The sequence below is a fragment of the Bacillus sp. LR--39 genome (assembly GCF_053613335.1).
On sequence record NZ_JBSIOT010000001.1, the window covers coordinates 489671 to 506655 of the forward strand.

The following is a 16985-nucleotide window of genomic DNA, read 5'->3' on the forward strand; positions in this document are numbered from 1 at the left end:
ATATTGCTTTAGTATGTCCATAAAATTGGTAAATATGAGCGGATGACAGCAAGGGGAGAGACTCGGACGAAAGATGGGCGTCCGGGCGCCGAAGGAGCAAACTGCGAGTGAATCTCTCAGGCAAAAGAACTCTTGCTCGACGCAACTCTGGAGAGTGTCTGCGTTTAGAAGAAGCAGGCCACCAAAGGGGACGTCTTTATGATATGTTCATAAAGTAAACTTTCAGGTGCCGGGACAGAGAAACCTTCATTTTCATGAGGTGTTTCTCTGTCCTTTTTTATATGTTTTTACAATGCGCCAATGACTGAAGGGGGAAGATGATGCTGAAACGAACACCGCTTTATGACGTGTATAAAGAATACGGCGGAAAAACAATTGATTTTGGAGGATGGGAGCTGCCGGTTCAATTTTCTTCTATTAAAGAGGAGCATGAAGCCGTCCGCACAAAAGCGGGCCTGTTTGATGTGTCCCATATGGGGGAAGTCGAAGTATCCGGTAAAGACGCCCTGTCTTTTCTCCAAAAAATGATGACAAATGACGTTGCCGATTTAAAGCCGGGAAACGCGCTCTATACCGCCATGTGTTATCCTGACGGCGGTACGGTCGATGACTTGCTGATCTATCAGAAAAGCGAGAGCTGCTATCTGCTCGTGATTAACGCGTCTAATATTGAAAAAGACATCGCTTGGCTGACGGAACATACGGAAGGCGATGTCACGCTGACGAATCAGTCTGACGGGATTTCACTGCTTGCTGTTCAGGGGCCGAATGCTCAGTCGGTTCTTACGAAGCTGACTGAATGTGATTTGTCCTCCTTAAAGCCGTTTACATTTATTGACGAGGCGGACGTTGCCGGACGTCAAGTCCTGCTTTCAAGAACAGGCTATACCGGTGAAGACGGATTTGAGTTATATTGCCGCAATGAAGATGCGGTTCATCTATTTAAGGAGATACTTGCAGCGGGAGAGCATGAAGGCCTCGTTCCGTGCGGCCTCGGCGCCCGTGATACGCTGAGATTTGAAGCGAAGCTTGCTTTATACGGTCAGGAATTGACGAAAGATATTACACCGATTGAAGCCGGAATCGGATTTGCCGTGAAACACAAGAAAGATTCCGATTTTTTTGGGAAATCAGTATTGCGCGAACAGAAAGAAAAAGGAGCCCCGCGAAAGCTGGTCGGACTTGAGATGATTGAAAAAGGGATTCCGAGACACGGGTACGCCGTGAAAAAAGACGGTGTTCCGATCGGTGAAGTCACGACAGGCACGCAATCTCCGACTTTAAAGAAAAATATCGGCCTTGCCTTAATCAAAACGGAATTCAGTGAAGTCGGAACGGAAGTAGAAGTGGAAATCCGTAAAAAAACGGTAAAAGCGAAGATTGTCCGCACACCGTTTTATAAACGTCCAAAACAGAGCTGAAAAAGGAGAGTCATATGAAGCATCGATATTTGCCCGCGACAGAACAGGATAAAAAAGAAATGCTGAAAGCCATCGGCGCAGAAACAATTGATGAACTGTTTGCCGATATTCCGGAAAATGTACGGTTTCAAAAAGACTACCGCATTAAACAAGCAAAGTCAGAAACTGAGCTGACGAGAGAGCTGACGAAGCTTGCGGCGAAAAATAAAGACGCTGTTACATATGCATCTTTTCTGGGCGCAGGAGTGTACGATCACTACCAGCCGGTTATCGTCGATCATGTGATATCCCGATCAGAGTTTTACACGGCATATACACCTTACCAGCCTGAAATCTCACAAGGAGAGCTGCAGGCGATTTTTGAATTTCAAACGATGATCTGTGAATTAACGGGAATGGATATCGCAAACTCCTCTATGTACGACGGGGGAACGGCGCTGGCGGAAGCGGCGATGCTTGCGTCGGGCCATACGAAAAAGAAAAAAATCGTCATTTCCGCAGCCGTTCATCCGGAATCGCGGGATGTTTTGAAAACATACGCAAAGGGCCAATATATTGAGGTTGTAGAGGTGCCTGCGAAAAACGGCGTCACAGATCTTGAAGCATTGGAACATGCCATTTGTGATGAAACGGCCGCCGTGATCGTCCAATATCCGAACTTCTTCGGACAAATCGAGCCGTTAAAGGACATTGAGCCGCTTGCACATAAAGGAAACAGCCAGCTGATTGTTTCTTCAAACCCGCTCGCGCTCGGTATTTTGAGACCGCCCGGGGCATACGGAGCTGATATCGTCGTCGGGGACGCGCAGCCTTTCGGCATACCTGCGGCGTTCGGCGGCCCGCACTGCGGCTATTTTGCAGTAACGAAAAAACTGATGAGAAAGGTGCCGGGCCGGCTTGTCGGCCAAACGGAGGATGAAAACGGGCGAAGAGGTTTTGTTCTCACTCTTCAGGCGCGCGAGCAGCATATCAGAAGAGACAAAGCCACGTCTAACATTTGTTCAAATCAGGCGCTGAATGCTTTAGCGGCTTCAGTCGCGATGACGGCGCTCGGAAAAAACGGCGTCAAAGACATGGCCCGCCAAAATATATTGAAAGCTGATTACGCGAGACGCCAAGCGGAAAAAGCCGGCTTACACGTAGCATTTGATGGCCCGATATTTAATGAATTTGCCGTCAGGCTGAATCTTCCCGTCAAGGAAGCAAACCGGCGGCTCCTGCAAGACGGCATCATCGGCGGATATGACTTAGGCCTTGCGTATCCGGAACTGAATCAGCATATGCTCATTGCCGTCACAGAGCTGAGAACAAAAGAAGAGATCGATTCGCTTATTGCGGGATTGGGGGATCAACATGAATAATCAAGATCAGGCGCTTATTTTTGAAATGTCCCGCGAAGGGCGTGTCGGTTACAGCCTTCCGGAGCTTGATGTGCCGGAAACAGAGCTTGAAAGCCTTCTTCCCGGTGGCTATATCCGCGATGAAGACGCAAAGCTGCCGGAAGTATCAGAGCTTGATATTATGCGGCATTATACCGCTCTTTCTAGGAGAAACCACGGAGTTGATTCAGGCTTTTATCCGCTCGGCTCCTGTACGATGAAATACAATCCGAAATTAAATGAAAAAATCGCCCGGATCGCAGGTTTTTCCGCGATTCATCCGCTTCAGGACGAGGATACTGTTCAGGGGGCGCTTGAGCTTTTATACGATTTAAGCGGACACTTGGAGGAGATTACGGGCATGGACGAGGTGACGCTGCAGCCTGCGGCGGGCGCTCACGGCGAATGGACCGGCCTGATGATGATCCGCGCCTATCACGAAGCGCGGGGAGACTTCGGACGGACGAAGGTGATTGTCCCTGATTCAGCCCACGGCACGAATCCGGCATCCGCCACGGTCGCCGGTTTTGAAACGATTACCGTCAAGTCAAATGAGCACGGGCTGGTTGACATTGAAGATTTGAAAAGAGCGGTAAATGAAGAAACAGCGGCGCTGATGCTGACGAATCCGAACACCCTCGGGTTATTTGAGGAAAACATTACGGAAATGGCTGAAATCGTCCATCAGGCCGGCGGAAAGCTTTATTATGACGGAGCGAATTTAAATGCCGTTTTAAGTAAAGCAAGACCGGGAGATATGGGATTTGACGTCGTTCACCTTAATCTGCATAAAACATTTACCGGGCCGCACGGCGGGGGAGGACCTGGCTCAGGGCCGGTCGGAGTGAAAAAAGAATTCATTCCGTATCTGCCGAAACCCGTTCTCACGAAAAAAGAGGGCCGTTTGACTTTTGACTATGACCGGCCGCAGTCGATCGGGCGCGTAAAACCTTATTACGGCAACTTCGGCATTAATGTCAGAGCCTACACGTATATCCGTTCCATGGGGCCTGACGGCTTAAAAGCCGTGACCGAAAACGCGGTTTTAAATGCAAATTATATGATGAGAAGACTCGCGCCTTATTATGATCTCCCGTATGACCGTCATTGCAAGCATGAATTTGTGTTATCGGGAAGAAGGCAGAAAAAGCTTGGCGTACGAACGCTTGATATTGCCAAACGGCTTTTGGATTTCGGCTATCATCCGCCGACTGTGTATTTTCCTCTCAATGTTGAAGAAAGCATCATGATCGAACCGACGGAAACGGAATCAAAGGAAACGCTTGATGCGTTTATAGATGCCATGGTTCAAATTGCGCGGGAAGCGGAGGAATCGCCTGAAATCGTTCAGGAGGCGCCGCATACAACAGTTGTCAAAAGAATGGATGAAACCAAGGCGGCAAGAAAGCCGGTTTTAAAGTACGAACATACACCTCGCGTCAGCCGCTGACACGGTGTAAAAAAAGAGCTTCCGTATAAAACGGACAGCTCTTTTTTATGATTAGTTTTTTGCTTTAATTTTTCCGCCCCATTTTTTAAATCCGCCTTTCAGGTTGTAAATGTCTTTACAGCCGTGTTTGCGGAGCGTCTGTGCCGCGCGTCCGCTGCGGACATTGTTTTGGCAGTACAGATAAACGGGTTTATCAGGACGGATTTCACTTTTGCGCTGTTTCAGCTGTGACAGCGGAATGTTGCGCGCGCCGAGAATATGGCCGCCTTCAAATTCATTCGGTTCACGGACGTCAATCAGCTGCGCTTTTCTGTAGCCCGCGCGGAATTCCTCTTCCGTAAGTGTTTTCATTAAACGCTGCTGGTAAAAATACGACACGATCATATAAACGATAAACGCCGCAACAATAATTAAAGCAATCATATTAGACAATGCGATTCTACTCCTTTAGCTTATAAAATAAAACCCTGCTTCCTGAAAACAAGGCTTACCGGACGTTTTGGGACAAATACTATTATAGTAAAGCATGAAGCGATTGTCATCCTTAATGAAACGAAATATTTTTCATTTTCAATGCAGTTTGTTAAACTGATTTTATTAAAACGATAAAGAAGGGTTCAGTGTATGGAAAAAGAAACATGGCGGTTTATTGACTCAGGGAATGAAAGCCCGGCATTTAACATGGCGCTGGATGAAGCGCTTTTATATTGGCACAGCCAAAAAAAAATTCCTCCGGTGATCCGTTTTTACGGCTGGAATCCGGCAACTTTGTCTGTCGGGTATTTTCAAAATATTAAGAAGGAAATTAACTTTGACGCAGTACATAAACACGGCCTCGGGTTTGTCAGAAGACCGACAGGCGGACGGGGTGTTCTGCATGATAAAGAATTGACATACAGCGTAATCGTTTCAGAGGATCACCCGGAAATGCCGGCCACGGTGACAGAGGCGTACCGGGTGATTTCAGAAGGTATTCTGCAGGGATTCAGAAACCTTGGACTTGATGCCTGCTTTGCGATTCCGCGAACGGAGAAAGAAAAAGAAAGCTTGAAAAATCCGCGCTCGTCCGTCTGCTTTGATGCGCCTTCGTGGTATGAACTGGTCGTCGAAGGACGGAAAGTTGCCGGAAGCGCACAGACACGCCAAAAAGGCGTCATTCTTCAGCACGGTTCCATCCTGCTTGACATTGATGAGGATAAGCTGTTTGATCTGTTTTTATATCCGAGCGACAGAGTCCGTGAGCGCATGCAGCGGAATTTCAAAAACAAAGCGGTAGCCATCAACGCCTTAGCGCCGAAACGGGTAACGATGGATGAGGCCAGAATCGCTTTTAAAGCCGGTTTTGAGGAAGGGCTGAACATTCATCTTGAGCCTTACACACTCACGTCTGAGGAGCTTGCATTTGTCAATGAGCTGGCTGAGACGAAATACGCGTCTGATGAATGGAATTATAAGCGCTGATAAGGCTTGACAGACCGGAAGCATCCTTGTTTTTTCATGACCGTTAGTGTAAACTTGTAATGGTTTATAAAGTTAAGGTGCTTTTTGGGAGGGTTACTTATGACAACACCAAGTATGGAAGATTATATTGAACAGATTTATATGCTGATAGAAGAAAAAGGATATGCACGGGTTTCTGATATTGCGGAAGCTTTGGCAGTCCACCCCTCCTCTGTAACGAAAATGGTTCAAAAACTAGATAAAGACGAGTATTTGATTTATGAAAAATATCGCGGGCTCGTATTGACGTCAAAAGGCAAAAAGATCGGCAAACGGCTCGTATACAGACACGAATTGCTTGAGCAGTTTTTAAGAATCATTGGTGTTGATGAAGAGAAGATTTACAATGATGTTGAAGGAATCGAACATCATCTGAGCTGGAACAGCATTGACCGCATCGGCGACCTCGTTCAGTATTTTGAAGATGACGAAAGCCGGAAAAAAGAATTGAAATCCGTACAGAAAAAAACCGAAAATCCCGGTGAATAAAGGGCAGCCCGAAATGGGGCGCCCTTTTTTTAATGTCTTCATTCTTTGGTCTATTTCGCCCAGCCGTTTCTTAAAATAATAATACACCTTGAGATGGAAGGGAGAGGGCGCGCTATGCAGATTGACGGCGTATTTTCGGGCGGGGGGATAAAAGGGGTGGCGCTTGCCGGCGCTTATGAAGCGCTGGAAGAAAAGGGCTTTCGCTTTGAAAGGCTCGCCGGAACAAGCGCCGGCGCAATTATTGCCGCATTTATCGCTGCGGGCTATACGAGCAGAGAGGTTCATTCCATCATAGATGAGGTGGACGGAAGGCAATTGCTTGATCAGAGATACTCATTCCTCCCGCTGAAAATCCTGCGGTGGGTGTCGATATATTGGCGCCTCGGACTATACAGAGGCGATATGCTGGAAAAATGGATTGCGGATAAATTAAAAGCGAAGGGCATCATCGCGTTCGGCGATTTGAAAAAAGGCTCGCTCCGTCTCATCGCTTCAGATCTGACGAACGGAACGATGATCGTGCTTCCTGACGATCTTCCCCGCTACGGATTAAATCCGGAGATGTTCCCGGTTGCCAGAGCCGTCAGAATGAGCTGCAGTATTCCTTATTTTTTTGAACCGATAAAACTGAAGACCGAAAAAGGCACCTCGACGGTCGTTGACGGCGGCGTGTTAAGCAATTTCCCGATTTGGCTGTATTCAAAAGAACGCAAACGGCCGGTTATCGGAATTTCGCTTTCGCCCAACGAAAAAGAGCGCCCGAAAAAATCAATCCGCAACGCTTTTGAGCTGTTCGGGGCTTTGTTTGAAACGATGAAAGACGCTCATGATGCCAGGCATATCGCGACAAAGTACGAACAGAATATTATTTTTATTCCGGTGGAACATGTGATGGCGACGGAGTTTCATCTCACACCGCAAAAAAAACTAGCTCTCATTGAGCTAGGAAAAAGCAGAACAGAGCAATTTTTGAAGCAATGGAGCTATTAAAAAAGCGCTCTGTTTTTCTTTTTATTCTTTTTACCTTCTATGACGGTAAGCTGGGTCTGGCTTTTTTTCTTAAGAATCATCGGCTTCGGTCTGCTGCTGCTCGGCACGCTCCGCAAATGGCTGACCCGGCCTCTGTGTCCGGCGCGGTGCTTCGCTTTTTGCTCCTTCATTCGGAGCCGCGATTGTCTGGCCGCTTTTCTGAAAGCGGTTCCGTCACGGCCGGTGCGGCGGTTCAGGACCGTCCTCACGATAAAATAAATAATGATGCCTGCGATAATAACGGTGATCGCTCTTGAAATCATCTGCCCGGGGTTGGTTACCGCCGCATAAATGAAACCGAATGCGCCAAGCGCTATTAATACAGCAAAAAAAGGTTGTACACGATGATTCATAACTGCCCACCTCCAAAATAATAACGGTAACGGTTCAGATTACGTTGTGAGACGGCTTTTCGCTCTGTTCTGAAATGTCTTCCAGTCTGAGAAGCTCGTTAAAGCTTTCTATGGCAACCTCGACCTGGTCATCCGCCGGTTCCTTTGTCGTTAAAAGCTGCAGCCACAGGCCGGGATAACCGAGCACTTTCAAAACGGGGATATTCCGCACTCTGTTCGTCAGCTGGAGCACTTCAAAGGAGATGCCGAGAACGACAGGTATAAGCGCAATCCTGTCTAAAATCCGCACCCAAAGCGGATCTGTCGGAACGAGTAAATAGACGAACATGCCGACAATGATCGTAAATAAAATAAAGCTTGAACCGCAACGGTAATGAAGCCGTGACTGTTTCTGAACATTTTCTATTGTAATTGGCAAATTCTGTTCATAACAGTTTATGACCTTATGTTCGGCTCCATGATATTGAAACACTCTTTTAATTAACGGCGTCATTGATAAAAAATAAATGTAGCCGAGAAGCAGAATCAGCTTAAACAGACTTTCGATTCCGATCTGCGCGGCGTCTGAGGAAAATACGGGCCTTACAAGCTCCGCTAAGAAGACCGGGACGAGCGTGAAAACGAATTTACTGAACAAAAACGACAGAACGCCGATCACCGCCAGGCTGAAAAACATCGATAAGCCCGAACCTTTCTTATCTTCCTGCTCCAGCTTGGCGTCATCTTGAGGATCAAGCCCGTAACGTTCGCTGGAAAAGTTTAAATGCTTTGTGCCGTTGGCGCTCGCCTCAATGATGGCGACGATTCCCCGCAAAAAAGGAATCTTTTTTAAAGCCGAAAGCTTGGCGTTCGGCACTCTCGGAAGCTTGAAAAAATCAATGCTTCCGTCATTCCTGCGGATGGCGGTAACATAATTTTTTCTGCCGCCGAACATGACTCCTTCAACGACAGCCTGCCCGCCGTATGCAGGGGGCGTTTTTTGTTTGGACATTGTTTATCAACCTGCCTGTTTTCTTAGGATTTACTAACCATTTCCTTTCACTCTATTGTACAGGAAACTGCGGTAAACCTCTAGTTAGACAGCCGGAAAATCAATGCTTTTTCTACATGCAGTATACCCCGTTTTTTTAGAATTTACTCATTGAATGAAAATATGGCGCAGCTTTTTATGACTTTTCAATTTTGGGGCAGTCTATGACTGGAGGTGCCATGATGACAAGCGAAAAACATTCAGAACAGGAAGAAAAAAAGAAGCAGGATGATGATCAGCAGCCTGTTTCATTTACCGGCAGAATTTGCGGTATCGGATTTGCCGGCGGTGTATTTTGGAGTTTGATCGGCTATCTCGGGTATGTCTTTCATTTTTCAGAGATCAGCCCCAACATGATTCTCCAGCCGTTTATGATCGGAGAATGGAAAAAACAATGGGTCGGCACGATGGTCAGCATCGTTGTCATCGGGTTGATTTCAATTGCCGGAGCGTTCATTTATTTCGTGTGCCTGAAGCGTTTTAAAACCATGTGGCCGGGAATGGTGTACGGCATCATTTTATGGTGTGCGGTTTTTTTCTTATTCAATCCGATTTTCGAAGATGTGAAATCCGTCACTGAATTGAAATCAGATACAATCGTGACGACGCTTTGCCTTTACATTCTGTACGGTTTGTTTGTCGGCTACTCAATTTCCTTCAACTACAATGAACTTACGTCAGACAAGCTTGCAAGGGCGCTTGGCAACAAGTGAATAAGTGTATAATCCCTGTCCGGTATGGTAAAATGTTCACGAGAAGTGAACATTTTTTATGCTGAAAACCGAGCGGGGATGCTCCCGCGTTGTCAGGCGGCAGTCAAGAATCGGCGAGGAGGAGAAAGGGAATGAAACTTGAGAAATTGCGAAATCTTTTCGGTCAGCTGGATATAGACGGAATATTGGTGACAAGCTCCGCCAATCTGCAGTATATGACGGGATTTACGGGTTCGTCAGGCCTTGCGGTCATATCGAAAGAACGTGCGGCATTTATCACGGATTTCCGTTACACCGAGCAGGCGAAGACGCAAGTGAAGGGTTTTGACATTATCGAGCACGGCGGAAGCTTAATCCAAACGGCTGCGGATACGATTCTTGAGTACGGCATTAAAAAACTCGGCTTCGAGCAAAACAGCATGACGTACGGAACATATGCATCCTACCAAGCTGTGCTGCAGGAAGCGGAGATGGTTCCCGTCGCGGATTCCGTTGAAAAGTTGCGCTTGATTAAGTCAAGTGAAGAGATTAAGATATTAGAGGAAGCTGCGAAGATTGCGGATGATGCGTTTGAACATATTCTGACGTTTATCAAACCAGGCATCTCAGAGATTTCAGTTGCAAACGAGCTTGAATTTTATATGAGACGTCAAGGAGCAGACGGCTCTTCCTTTGATATGATCGTCGCCTCGGGAGTCAGATCCAGCCTTCCCCACGGAGTGGCAAGCGGCAAATTGATTGAAAAGGGAGACTTGGTCACGCTCGATTTCGGCGCTTATTATAAAGGCTATTGTTCTGATATCACACGCACCGTCGCGGTCGGAGAGCCAAGTGATAAACTGAAAGAGATTTATCAGGTCGTATACGATGCCCAAGCGCTTGGTGTCCTGCATATTAAACCCGGCATGACGGGAAAAGAAGCGGACGCCCTGACGAGGGATCACATCACCGCAAAAGGCTACGGACAGTATTTCGGCCATTCGACAGGACACGGGTTCGGAATGGAAGTCCATGAATCACCGGGGCTGTCTTTCAGGTCATCGGCCGTTCTTGAGCCGGGCATGGCGGTAACGGTCGAGCCGGGCATATACATACCGGATGTTGGGGGCGCAAGAATCGAAGATGATATCATCATCACTGAGGACGGCAACCGGACAATTACGCATTCCCCAAAAGAATTAATTATTTTGTGATCGGAATATAGGAGGACATCAAACATGATTTCAGTTAACGATTTTCGTACAGGACTAACGATTGAAGTAGACGGCGGCATTTGGCGCGTCGTTGACTTCCAGCACGTAAAGCCGGGAAAAGGAGCGGCATTTGTCCGTTCTAAATTGCGTAACCTGCGCACGGGCGCTATTCAGGAGAAAACATTCCGTGCAGGTGAAAAAGTCGCGAAAGCGCAAATCGAAACAAAAACGATGCAGTATCTTTATGCCAACGGCGATCAGCACGTGTTCATGGATACAAGCTCATATGAACAGCTTGAATTGAACGAAAACCAAATCGAAGAAGAATTAAAATATCTTCTGGAAAATATGTCTGTGCACATCATGATGTATCAGTCTGAAACGCTCGGTATTGAACTGCCGAACACAGTTGAACTGAAAGTTGTTGAAACTGAGCCGGGAATTAAAGGCGACACGGCGTCAGGCGGCACAAAACCTGCCAAAACGGAAACAGGTCTTGTCGTAAACGTACCGTTCTTCGTGAACGAAGGCGATACGCTAGTTGTAAATACATCAGACGGCTCTTACGTGTCAAGAGCGTAGTCAAAGACTTTCGGAGTCTGCTCCTTTTACGGGGCAGGCTTTTTTTGCGTTCTGCCTCAGAATCTTTCTTCTATATGAAAATAGTGAGACTACTTCCGTCAGCTAGAGCATATAGTGTAACAAAATGCTTGAAGTTGGGGGATTGCAATGAAATTTTTGTTTGGTTCAATCAATTCTACTGTTTTAACGATGGCCGGTTTACGAGTTTTGTCCTCGCTCATTGAATTATCGGCCGCTATTATCATGCTTTTGACAAACGACATCAGAAAAGCGGTTGTGGTGAATAGTATTTTGGCAATCGTCGGCCCGCTGATCTTTATCATCACGATGACGATCGGCATTTATCAGATTGCCGGACAGCTCTCATATGCAAAATTAATATTGATTTTTGCGGGAGTGGTGCTGATTTTAGCCGGTGTGCATAAATAGAGGGCCGGGGTGTCATAAAGTCTGTCCCGGATCATACATTTTAAAGAAGCCAATCGGTAAAAAAGGAGGAGACTCTATTGAATGAAATTACAGAGGTTCTCCCTGAATTATTGAGAGATGCCATCTCCGCCGTGCCCGAAGAAGCGAGGCGGGATACAGAAGAAATCAGAATCCGCGTCGACAGGCCGGTTGAACTGATCCGAAAAGGACAACCTTTGTATTTGTCATATGTGTGCACGGCCGGCGACGCACAGCTGATCCTCAGCCGGCTCAGCAATTACAGTATGTACACGCTGGAAGAAGAGCTGAAAAAAGGATACATCACAATCAGAGGAGGCCACCGTGTGGGGCTGGCCGGAAGAGTCATCGTCGAAAACGGAGCCGTCAAAGGACTCCGGGATATTACTTCTTTTAATATCCGAATCGCCCGGGAGAAGCTGGGGATCGCAGAACCGCTCATTCCTTTCTTATGGAAAGAAAACTGGCTGAACACGCTGATCATCGGGCCTCCGCAAACGGGGAAAACGACCTTGCTTCGTGATTTGGCCCGGCTTTCCAGCACCGGATCAAAACGCATCCCGGCGAAAAAGACAGGTATCGTAGATGAACGGTCGGAAATTGCCGGCTGCCTGCGGGGCATTCCCCAGCACAGTTTCGGCCGCAGAATCGATGTCCTTGATGCTTGTCCGAAGGCGGAAGGGCTGATGATGATGATTCGCTCTATGAGTCCTGATGTCATAATTGTGGATGAAATCGGGAGAATGGAAGACTCACAAGCGCTGCTGGAGGCGCTCCATGCGGGCGTATCCGTTATCGTATCTGCGCACGGGTGGAATATGAAAGACTTGGTAAAGAGGCCGTCGCTGAAAATGCTTTGGGAGGAAAACGTGTTTGACCGGTATGTTGAACTGTCAAGGCGCCGCGGTCCGGGAACGATCAGCAGGATGTACGGAAAGGACGGGGAACCTGTTCCGCATGCTGAAAGCGTGATGACATGCTGAAGCTTTTGGGTGCCGTGTTTATTCTGACAGCGACGACTTGGACGGGATTTGAGATCGCCAAAATGTATATTGAAAGGCCGAGGCAGATCCGCCAGCTGCGCGCGGCGCTCCAATCGCTTGAAGCGGAAATCATGTTCGGGCATACACCGCTGCATACCGCCTCGGGACAAATTGCCGCACAGCTTTCCAAACCTGTATCGTTACTGTTTCAAGCTTTCAGCAGAAGGCTTGAGCAGGGAAGTGATTCCGCCAAAACGGCTTGGGAACAGAGCTTGAAACATAACTGGCCTTCCATGGCGATGAAAAAAAGCGAATATGATGTGCTGAAGCAATTCGGAGAGACGCTCGGGCTCCATGACCGTGTTTCTCAGCAGAAACATATCAAGCTTGCGCTTACACATTTGGAAGCGGCGGAAGCGGATGCCGGACGGGCGCAGGCGAAAAATGAAAAAATGGTGAAAAGCTTAGGATTTTTAGCCGGACTGTTACTCATTCTTCTATTGATGTAAACATGAGGGGAGCAAACATAAAATGGGAGTCGACGTAAATGTCATTTTTCAAATCGCCGGAGTCGGTATCGTGGTTGCGTTTCTGCACACCATACTTGATCAAATGGGAAAAAAAGAATACGCCCAGTGGGTGACGCTGCTTGGCTTTATCTATATTTTATTTATGGTGGCGACGATTGTCGATGACCTGTTCAAAAAGATCAAAGCTGTGTTTCTATTCCAAGGATAGGGGGGCTTACAGATTGAGATTGTTCAAATTGTAGGTTTAGGCCTGATCGCCACATTTCTCTCCCTGATCGTAAAAGAACAGAAACCGACTTTCGCGTTTATGATTGTCGTCTTCAGCGGCTGCGTGATCTTTCTTTATCTCATCGACCAGATTTACGACATTATCAGAATGATAGAAAAAATAGCCGTCAATGCAAATGTCAATATGGTCTATGTGGAAACCATTTTAAAAATTATCGGCATCGCCTACATCGCTGAATTCGGAGCGCAGCTTACAAAGGATGCGGGCCAGGGAGCGATTGCTTCGAAAATAGAGCTGGCCGGAAAAATTTTGATACTGGTAATGGCCGTGCCGATACTCACCGTCATTATTGAAACGATTCTCGGACTTATTCCTTCATGATCATAAATAAAATGGAAAGGGGGGCACAAAAAATGAAGCGCTTTCGGTGGGCGGGAGCTTTTTTGTTCATCCTCTTATTTTTTCAGACTGAATGTGTACAAGCTGCCGGAACAGACGGTGCGTCGCAGGAAACCGCAGTTCACCAAGAATCCGCTGATGAAGTGGCGAAAAAGCAGGCCGAAGCGCTGAAAACAGAAGGCATCGGAAAGTTTTGGGACGACATCATGACAGAATACGGCGGTCTTCTGCCTGAAAGCCAAAAGGGAAGCATCATCGACTTTATTAACGGTGAAAAAACGTTCTCACCGGAGGCATGGCTGAAGGCTTTATTTTCATACTTGTTTCATGAAGTGCTCGCAAACGGAAAGCTTCTGGGAACTTTGATTCTTCTTACCATTTTTTGTGTCATTCTGCAGCTCCTGCAAAATGCGTTCCAGCAGAGCACCGTCAGCAAAGTGGCTTATGCAATCGTCTACATGGTGCTGATTATTCTCGCTTTAAACAGCTTTCATGTTGCCGTTAATTATGCCAGTGAAGCGATCCAGACGATGACAAGCTTCATTCTCGCGCTCATCCCGCTTTTACTTGCGCTTTTGGCGTCTTCCGGGGGAGCCGTCTCCGCAGCTTTTTTTCACCCCGTTATTTTATTTCTGATGAATACGAGCGGCCTTCTCATTCAAAACATCGTCATGCCGCTTATCTTCCTGTCAGCGATTTTAAGTATCGTCAGCACGATGACGGATCAATATAAAGTCACGCAGCTTGCCAATCTGCTCAGAAATATCGCGATCGGCGCGCTTGCCGTATTCCTCACCGTGTTTCTCGGCGTCATCTCCGTACAGGGGGCTTCGGCTGCCGTGACGGACGGGATTACGCTCAGGACTGCAAAATTTATAACAGGCAATTTTATTCCCGTGCTCGGCCGGATGTTTACGGATGCGACGGATACGGTCATCAGCGCCTCGCTCCTATTAAAAAACACTGTGGGAATCCTCGGAGTCGGAATTTTGATCTGCATCTCCGCGTTTCCGGCGATCAAAGTGCTCTCGCTCGCTTTTATTTATAAGCTCGCGGCCGCTATTTTGCAGCCGCTCGGAGGCGGGCCCGTCATTACGTGTCTCGGTGTCATCAGCAGAAGCGTACTGTATATTTTCGCGGCGCTCGCCATTGTCTCTCTCATGTTTTTCCTCAGCATCACAGTCATTATTACAGCAGGCAACCTCACCATGATGATGAAATAAAGGAGGCCCATTGGATATGAGCTTTTTAACAGAATGGCTGACAAGCATTATTTTATTTATCTTATTCGCCATCGTCATCGACATGCTGCTGCCCAGCTCCAGTATGCAAAAATACGCAAAGATGGTTGTCAGCCTGCTGTTAATCATTGTCATGCTCAACCCGATATTCAAACTTTTCAAAACAGACCCGGAAATCATCTTCGATTATTTGACAAAACAAGAGCAATCTCAATCCGCTGATATAAAAAATCAAATCAAATCAGAAAAAAAAGAAATACAAGCATCAAACCGCGCATATGTTTTAGAAGAAATGGCTGTCCAACTAAAAAAGAAAGCGGAGGAGATGTTCAGTCATGACGAATACAAAATAGACGACATCCGCCTTGCAGCGGAAGAACAGGTTCGTTCAGAAGAAGATGTAAAAACGATCAGCGTGTATATGGCCCCATCTTCTGAAAAAACCGTGCAAACCGTCGCACCGATCGACATCCGCACAGACCGCAAATACGAACCGGAAGGCGCAGCCGACAAAAAAGAGGCCGCAGACATCAAAGAAAAACTTGCGGATATATGGGAAATCGGCAGTGAGAAAATTACGGTTTATATGGAAGGCGGGGAGAAAAACGGCCATGAATAAAAACGGACTATGGACCATACTCAAAAAACAGCTGATGATCGGACAGGCGAAAGACGGAGAAAAACCAAAACTGACAAAATATCATTACTTTCTGTTCGTGTTTGTGCTCGGGGTATCTTTTATGCTGGTCAGCCAGCTGTTCTCTTCACCGGAGAAAACCGGGAAGGACCAAACGGCGCAGACCGTCATGTCCGGCCGAACGGAAGACAAAAGCGGGCAAAAAAGCGCACCCGTTTTTAAGGCATCGAAAGACAGCAGCGCCAAAACCACAATTGATGATTACGAAAGAAACTATGAAAACCAGCTGAAAGAAATCCTTGAAACGATTATCGGCGTGGAGGATGTCTCAATTGTCGTAAACGTAGACGCAACATCTTTGAAAGTGTTTGAGAAAAACAAAACGAAAAAAGACACCACCACTGAAGAAACCGATAAAGAAGGCGGCAAAAGAAGCGTAACCGATCAAACCTCTGAAGAACAAATTGTCATGATTCGAAACGGGGACCAGGAAACCCCGGTCGTCGTCCAGACGAAAAAGCCCGATATCCGCGGTGTACTCGTTGTCGCTCAGGGAGTGGACAACGTTCAAATAAAAAAAACCATCATTGATGCCGTCACAAGGGTGCTTGATGTTCCGAGCTACCGTGTAGCGGTTGCCCCTAAAAAAATCAAGGAGGATTCATAAATCATGCTGAAAAAACAAACGGTTTGGCTTTTAACAATGCTCAGTCTCGTCGTGGTATTAAGTGTTTATTATATTATGTCGCCGGAAAGCAAAAATGCCGTGCAGATGAAAAGCGAAAAAAGCAGCGGAGAAGTCGCCACTGAAAAAACGCCGGCTCCTGAAACGAAAGATAAGAGCGGAAGCGGTACGGAAAAAGAAGACGGAACAAAAGGAACGAAAGATTCTAAAGGCACAAAAGAGGATAAAGAAACATCAGCCGAAGCATCGGACAAAGACGGATCGGTCGCCACAGAAACAGCTGATGAAAACTTATTTACCGCATACCGTATGGAACTTGAAGACGCGAGAAGCAAAGAGAGGGAACAGTTAAACAGCATTGTTTCAAGCGATGATGCGACCGCAAAGGAAAAAAGCGAAGCCTACGATAAAATGACGGCGCTGAGCAATGCTGAGGGGACGGAAAAACAGCTGGAAACGCTGATTAAAACACAAGGCTACAAAGATGCGCTCGTGGATGCTGAAGGAGACAAAATCAACATTACTGTCATGTCTGACAAACATTCAAACGCAAAAGCTTCCGCTATCATTGACCTGGTGGAAAAAGAAATCAAGACGATGAAAGACGTCGCCGTCACGTTTGAACCGACAAAGTAAGAGACCTGAAAAGCCCGCACCCGCTGCGGGCTTTTCTGATGTCATTTTAGATCAGTGTT

21 protein-coding genes and 1 riboswitch are annotated in these 16985 nt (G+C 46.9%); of the genes, 18 read left to right on the forward strand and 3 right to left on the reverse strand.

Annotated elements, in window-relative coordinates; translation table 11 throughout:
• Positions 1 to 42 precede the first annotated feature (42 nt).
• A riboswitch (glycine riboswitch) is annotated at positions 43 to 142 on the forward strand.
• 178 nt (positions 143 to 320) lie between these two features.
• From gcvT to gcvPB, 3 genes are read left to right on the forward strand one after another with little or no spacing between them, the layout of a single operon-like run.
• The gene (gene gcvT / locus ACWHAR_RS02735; RefSeq protein WP_032874033.1) at positions 321 to 1421 is read left to right on the forward strand and encodes a glycine cleavage system aminomethyltransferase GcvT; all 1101 of its coding nucleotides are present in this window, start codon (positions 321 to 323) and stop codon (positions 1419 to 1421) included.
• Between the two features lie 14 nt (positions 1422 to 1435).
• Positions 1436 to 2782, forward strand: coding sequence for an aminomethyl-transferring glycine dehydrogenase subunit GcvPA (gene gcvPA / locus ACWHAR_RS02740; protein WP_032874035.1), 1347 nt, complete (start codon positions 1436 to 1438; stop codon positions 2780 to 2782).
• On the forward strand, positions 2775 to 4250 hold the full coding sequence (gene gcvPB / locus ACWHAR_RS02745; RefSeq protein ID WP_032874037.1) for an aminomethyl-transferring glycine dehydrogenase subunit GcvPB: 1476 nt from the start codon (positions 2775 to 2777) through the stop codon (positions 4248 to 4250). Before gcvPA ends, gcvPB begins: the two co-directional genes overlap by 8 nt.
• Positions 4251 to 4301: 51 nt before the next feature.
• On the opposite strand, the gene ACWHAR_RS02750 is transcribed toward gcvPB, so the two are convergent.
• Positions 4302 to 4682 (reverse strand): rhodanese-like domain-containing protein, encoded by a 381-nt coding sequence (locus ACWHAR_RS02750; protein ID WP_007408335.1) that lies wholly within the window; start codon positions 4680 to 4682, stop codon positions 4302 to 4304.
• A 192-nt stretch (positions 4683 to 4874) separates the two neighbouring features.
• Between ACWHAR_RS02750 and ACWHAR_RS02755 the strand changes: the two genes are divergently transcribed.
• From ACWHAR_RS02755 to ACWHAR_RS02765, 3 genes are all read left to right on the forward strand, one after another.
• Complete coding sequence (locus tag ACWHAR_RS02755; RefSeq protein ID WP_003153114.1) at positions 4875 to 5711, forward strand: lipoate--protein ligase family protein; 837 nt, start codon at positions 4875 to 4877, stop codon at positions 5709 to 5711.
• Positions 5712 to 5810: 99 nt separating this feature from the next.
• Positions 5811 to 6239 carry a transcriptional regulator MntR gene (mntR, locus tag ACWHAR_RS02760; protein WP_007408338.1) on the forward strand — a complete coding sequence of 143 codons (429 nt, stop codon included), beginning with the start codon at positions 5811 to 5813 and terminating at the stop codon, positions 6237 to 6239.
• A gap of 114 nt (positions 6240 to 6353) precedes the next feature.
• Positions 6354 to 7229 carry a patatin-like phospholipase family protein gene (locus ACWHAR_RS02765; RefSeq protein WP_012117971.1) on the forward strand — a complete coding sequence of 292 codons (876 nt, stop codon included), beginning with the start codon at positions 6354 to 6356 and terminating at the stop codon, positions 7227 to 7229.
• Here ACWHAR_RS02765 and ACWHAR_RS02770 read toward each other — a convergent pair.
• Positions 7226 to 7621, reverse strand: a complete 396-nt coding sequence (locus ACWHAR_RS02770; protein WP_007408340.1) for an SA1362 family protein — start codon at positions 7619 to 7621, stop codon at positions 7226 to 7228. The two genes, ACWHAR_RS02765 and ACWHAR_RS02770, sit on opposite strands and share 4 nt — an antisense overlap.
• A 34-nt stretch (positions 7622 to 7655) precedes the next feature.
• Positions 7656 to 8612, reverse strand: coding sequence for a DUF1385 domain-containing protein (locus ACWHAR_RS02775; protein ID WP_003153120.1), 957 nt, complete (start codon positions 8610 to 8612; stop codon positions 7656 to 7658).
• 221 nt (positions 8613 to 8833) lie between these two features.
• On the opposite strand from ACWHAR_RS02775, the gene ACWHAR_RS02780 reads away from it, so the two are divergent.
• From ACWHAR_RS02780 to ACWHAR_RS02835, 12 genes are all read left to right on the forward strand, one after another.
• Positions 8834 to 9364, forward strand: coding sequence for a YqhR family membrane protein (locus tag ACWHAR_RS02780; protein WP_032874039.1), 531 nt, complete (start codon positions 8834 to 8836; stop codon positions 9362 to 9364).
• Between the two features lie 131 nt (positions 9365 to 9495).
• Entirely contained in the window at positions 9496 to 10557 is a 1062-nt protein-coding gene (locus ACWHAR_RS02785; RefSeq protein ID WP_032874041.1) for a M24 family metallopeptidase, read from the forward strand.
• A 24-nt stretch (positions 10558 to 10581) separates the two neighbouring features.
• Positions 10582 to 11139, forward strand: a complete 558-nt coding sequence (gene efp / locus ACWHAR_RS02790; protein WP_003153123.1) for an elongation factor P — start codon at positions 10582 to 10584, stop codon at positions 11137 to 11139.
• 147 nt (positions 11140 to 11286) lie between these two features.
• Positions 11287 to 11568 (forward strand): YqhV family protein, encoded by a 282-nt coding sequence (locus ACWHAR_RS02795; protein ID WP_003153124.1) that lies wholly within the window; start codon positions 11287 to 11289, stop codon positions 11566 to 11568.
• A 77-nt stretch (positions 11569 to 11645) separates the two neighbouring features.
• Positions 11646 to 12569: a stage III sporulation protein AA gene (spoIIIAA, locus tag ACWHAR_RS02800; RefSeq protein WP_032874043.1), complete on the forward strand. Its 924-nt coding sequence runs from the start codon at positions 11646 to 11648 to the stop codon at positions 12567 to 12569.
• Complete coding sequence (gene spoIIIAB, locus ACWHAR_RS02805; protein ID WP_032874046.1) at positions 12563 to 13078, forward strand: stage III sporulation protein SpoIIIAB; 516 nt, start codon at positions 12563 to 12565, stop codon at positions 13076 to 13078. Before spoIIIAA ends, spoIIIAB begins: the two co-directional genes overlap by 7 nt.
• Positions 13079 to 13100: 22 nt before the next feature.
• Positions 13101 to 13307, forward strand: a complete 207-nt coding sequence (gene spoIIIAC / locus ACWHAR_RS02810; protein WP_003153142.1) for a stage III sporulation protein AC — start codon at positions 13101 to 13103, stop codon at positions 13305 to 13307.
• 12 nt (positions 13308 to 13319) lie between these two features.
• Positions 13320 to 13709 carry a stage III sporulation protein AD gene (gene spoIIIAD, locus ACWHAR_RS02815; RefSeq protein WP_071392571.1) on the forward strand — a complete coding sequence of 130 codons (390 nt, stop codon included), beginning with the start codon at positions 13320 to 13322 and terminating at the stop codon, positions 13707 to 13709.
• Positions 13710 to 13741: 32 nt separating this feature from the next.
• Positions 13742 to 14950, forward strand: a complete 1209-nt coding sequence (gene spoIIIAE, locus ACWHAR_RS02820) for a stage III sporulation protein AE (protein WP_003153145.1) — start codon at positions 13742 to 13744, stop codon at positions 14948 to 14950.
• A 16-nt stretch (positions 14951 to 14966) separates the two neighbouring features.
• Positions 14967 to 15587, forward strand: a complete 621-nt coding sequence (spoIIIAF, locus tag ACWHAR_RS02825; protein ID WP_032874048.1) for a stage III sporulation protein AF — start codon at positions 14967 to 14969, stop codon at positions 15585 to 15587.
• Complete coding sequence (gene spoIIIAG / locus ACWHAR_RS02830) at positions 15580 to 16272, forward strand: stage III sporulation protein AG (RefSeq protein ID WP_032874050.1); 693 nt, start codon at positions 15580 to 15582, stop codon at positions 16270 to 16272. The genes spoIIIAF and spoIIIAG overlap by 8 nt, the downstream gene beginning before the upstream one ends.
• Before the next feature lie 3 nt (positions 16273 to 16275).
• Positions 16276 to 16926 carry a SpoIIIAH-like family protein gene (locus ACWHAR_RS02835; protein WP_007408346.1) on the forward strand — a complete coding sequence of 217 codons (651 nt, stop codon included), beginning with the start codon at positions 16276 to 16278 and terminating at the stop codon, positions 16924 to 16926.
• Positions 16927 to 16985 lie beyond the last annotated feature (59 nt).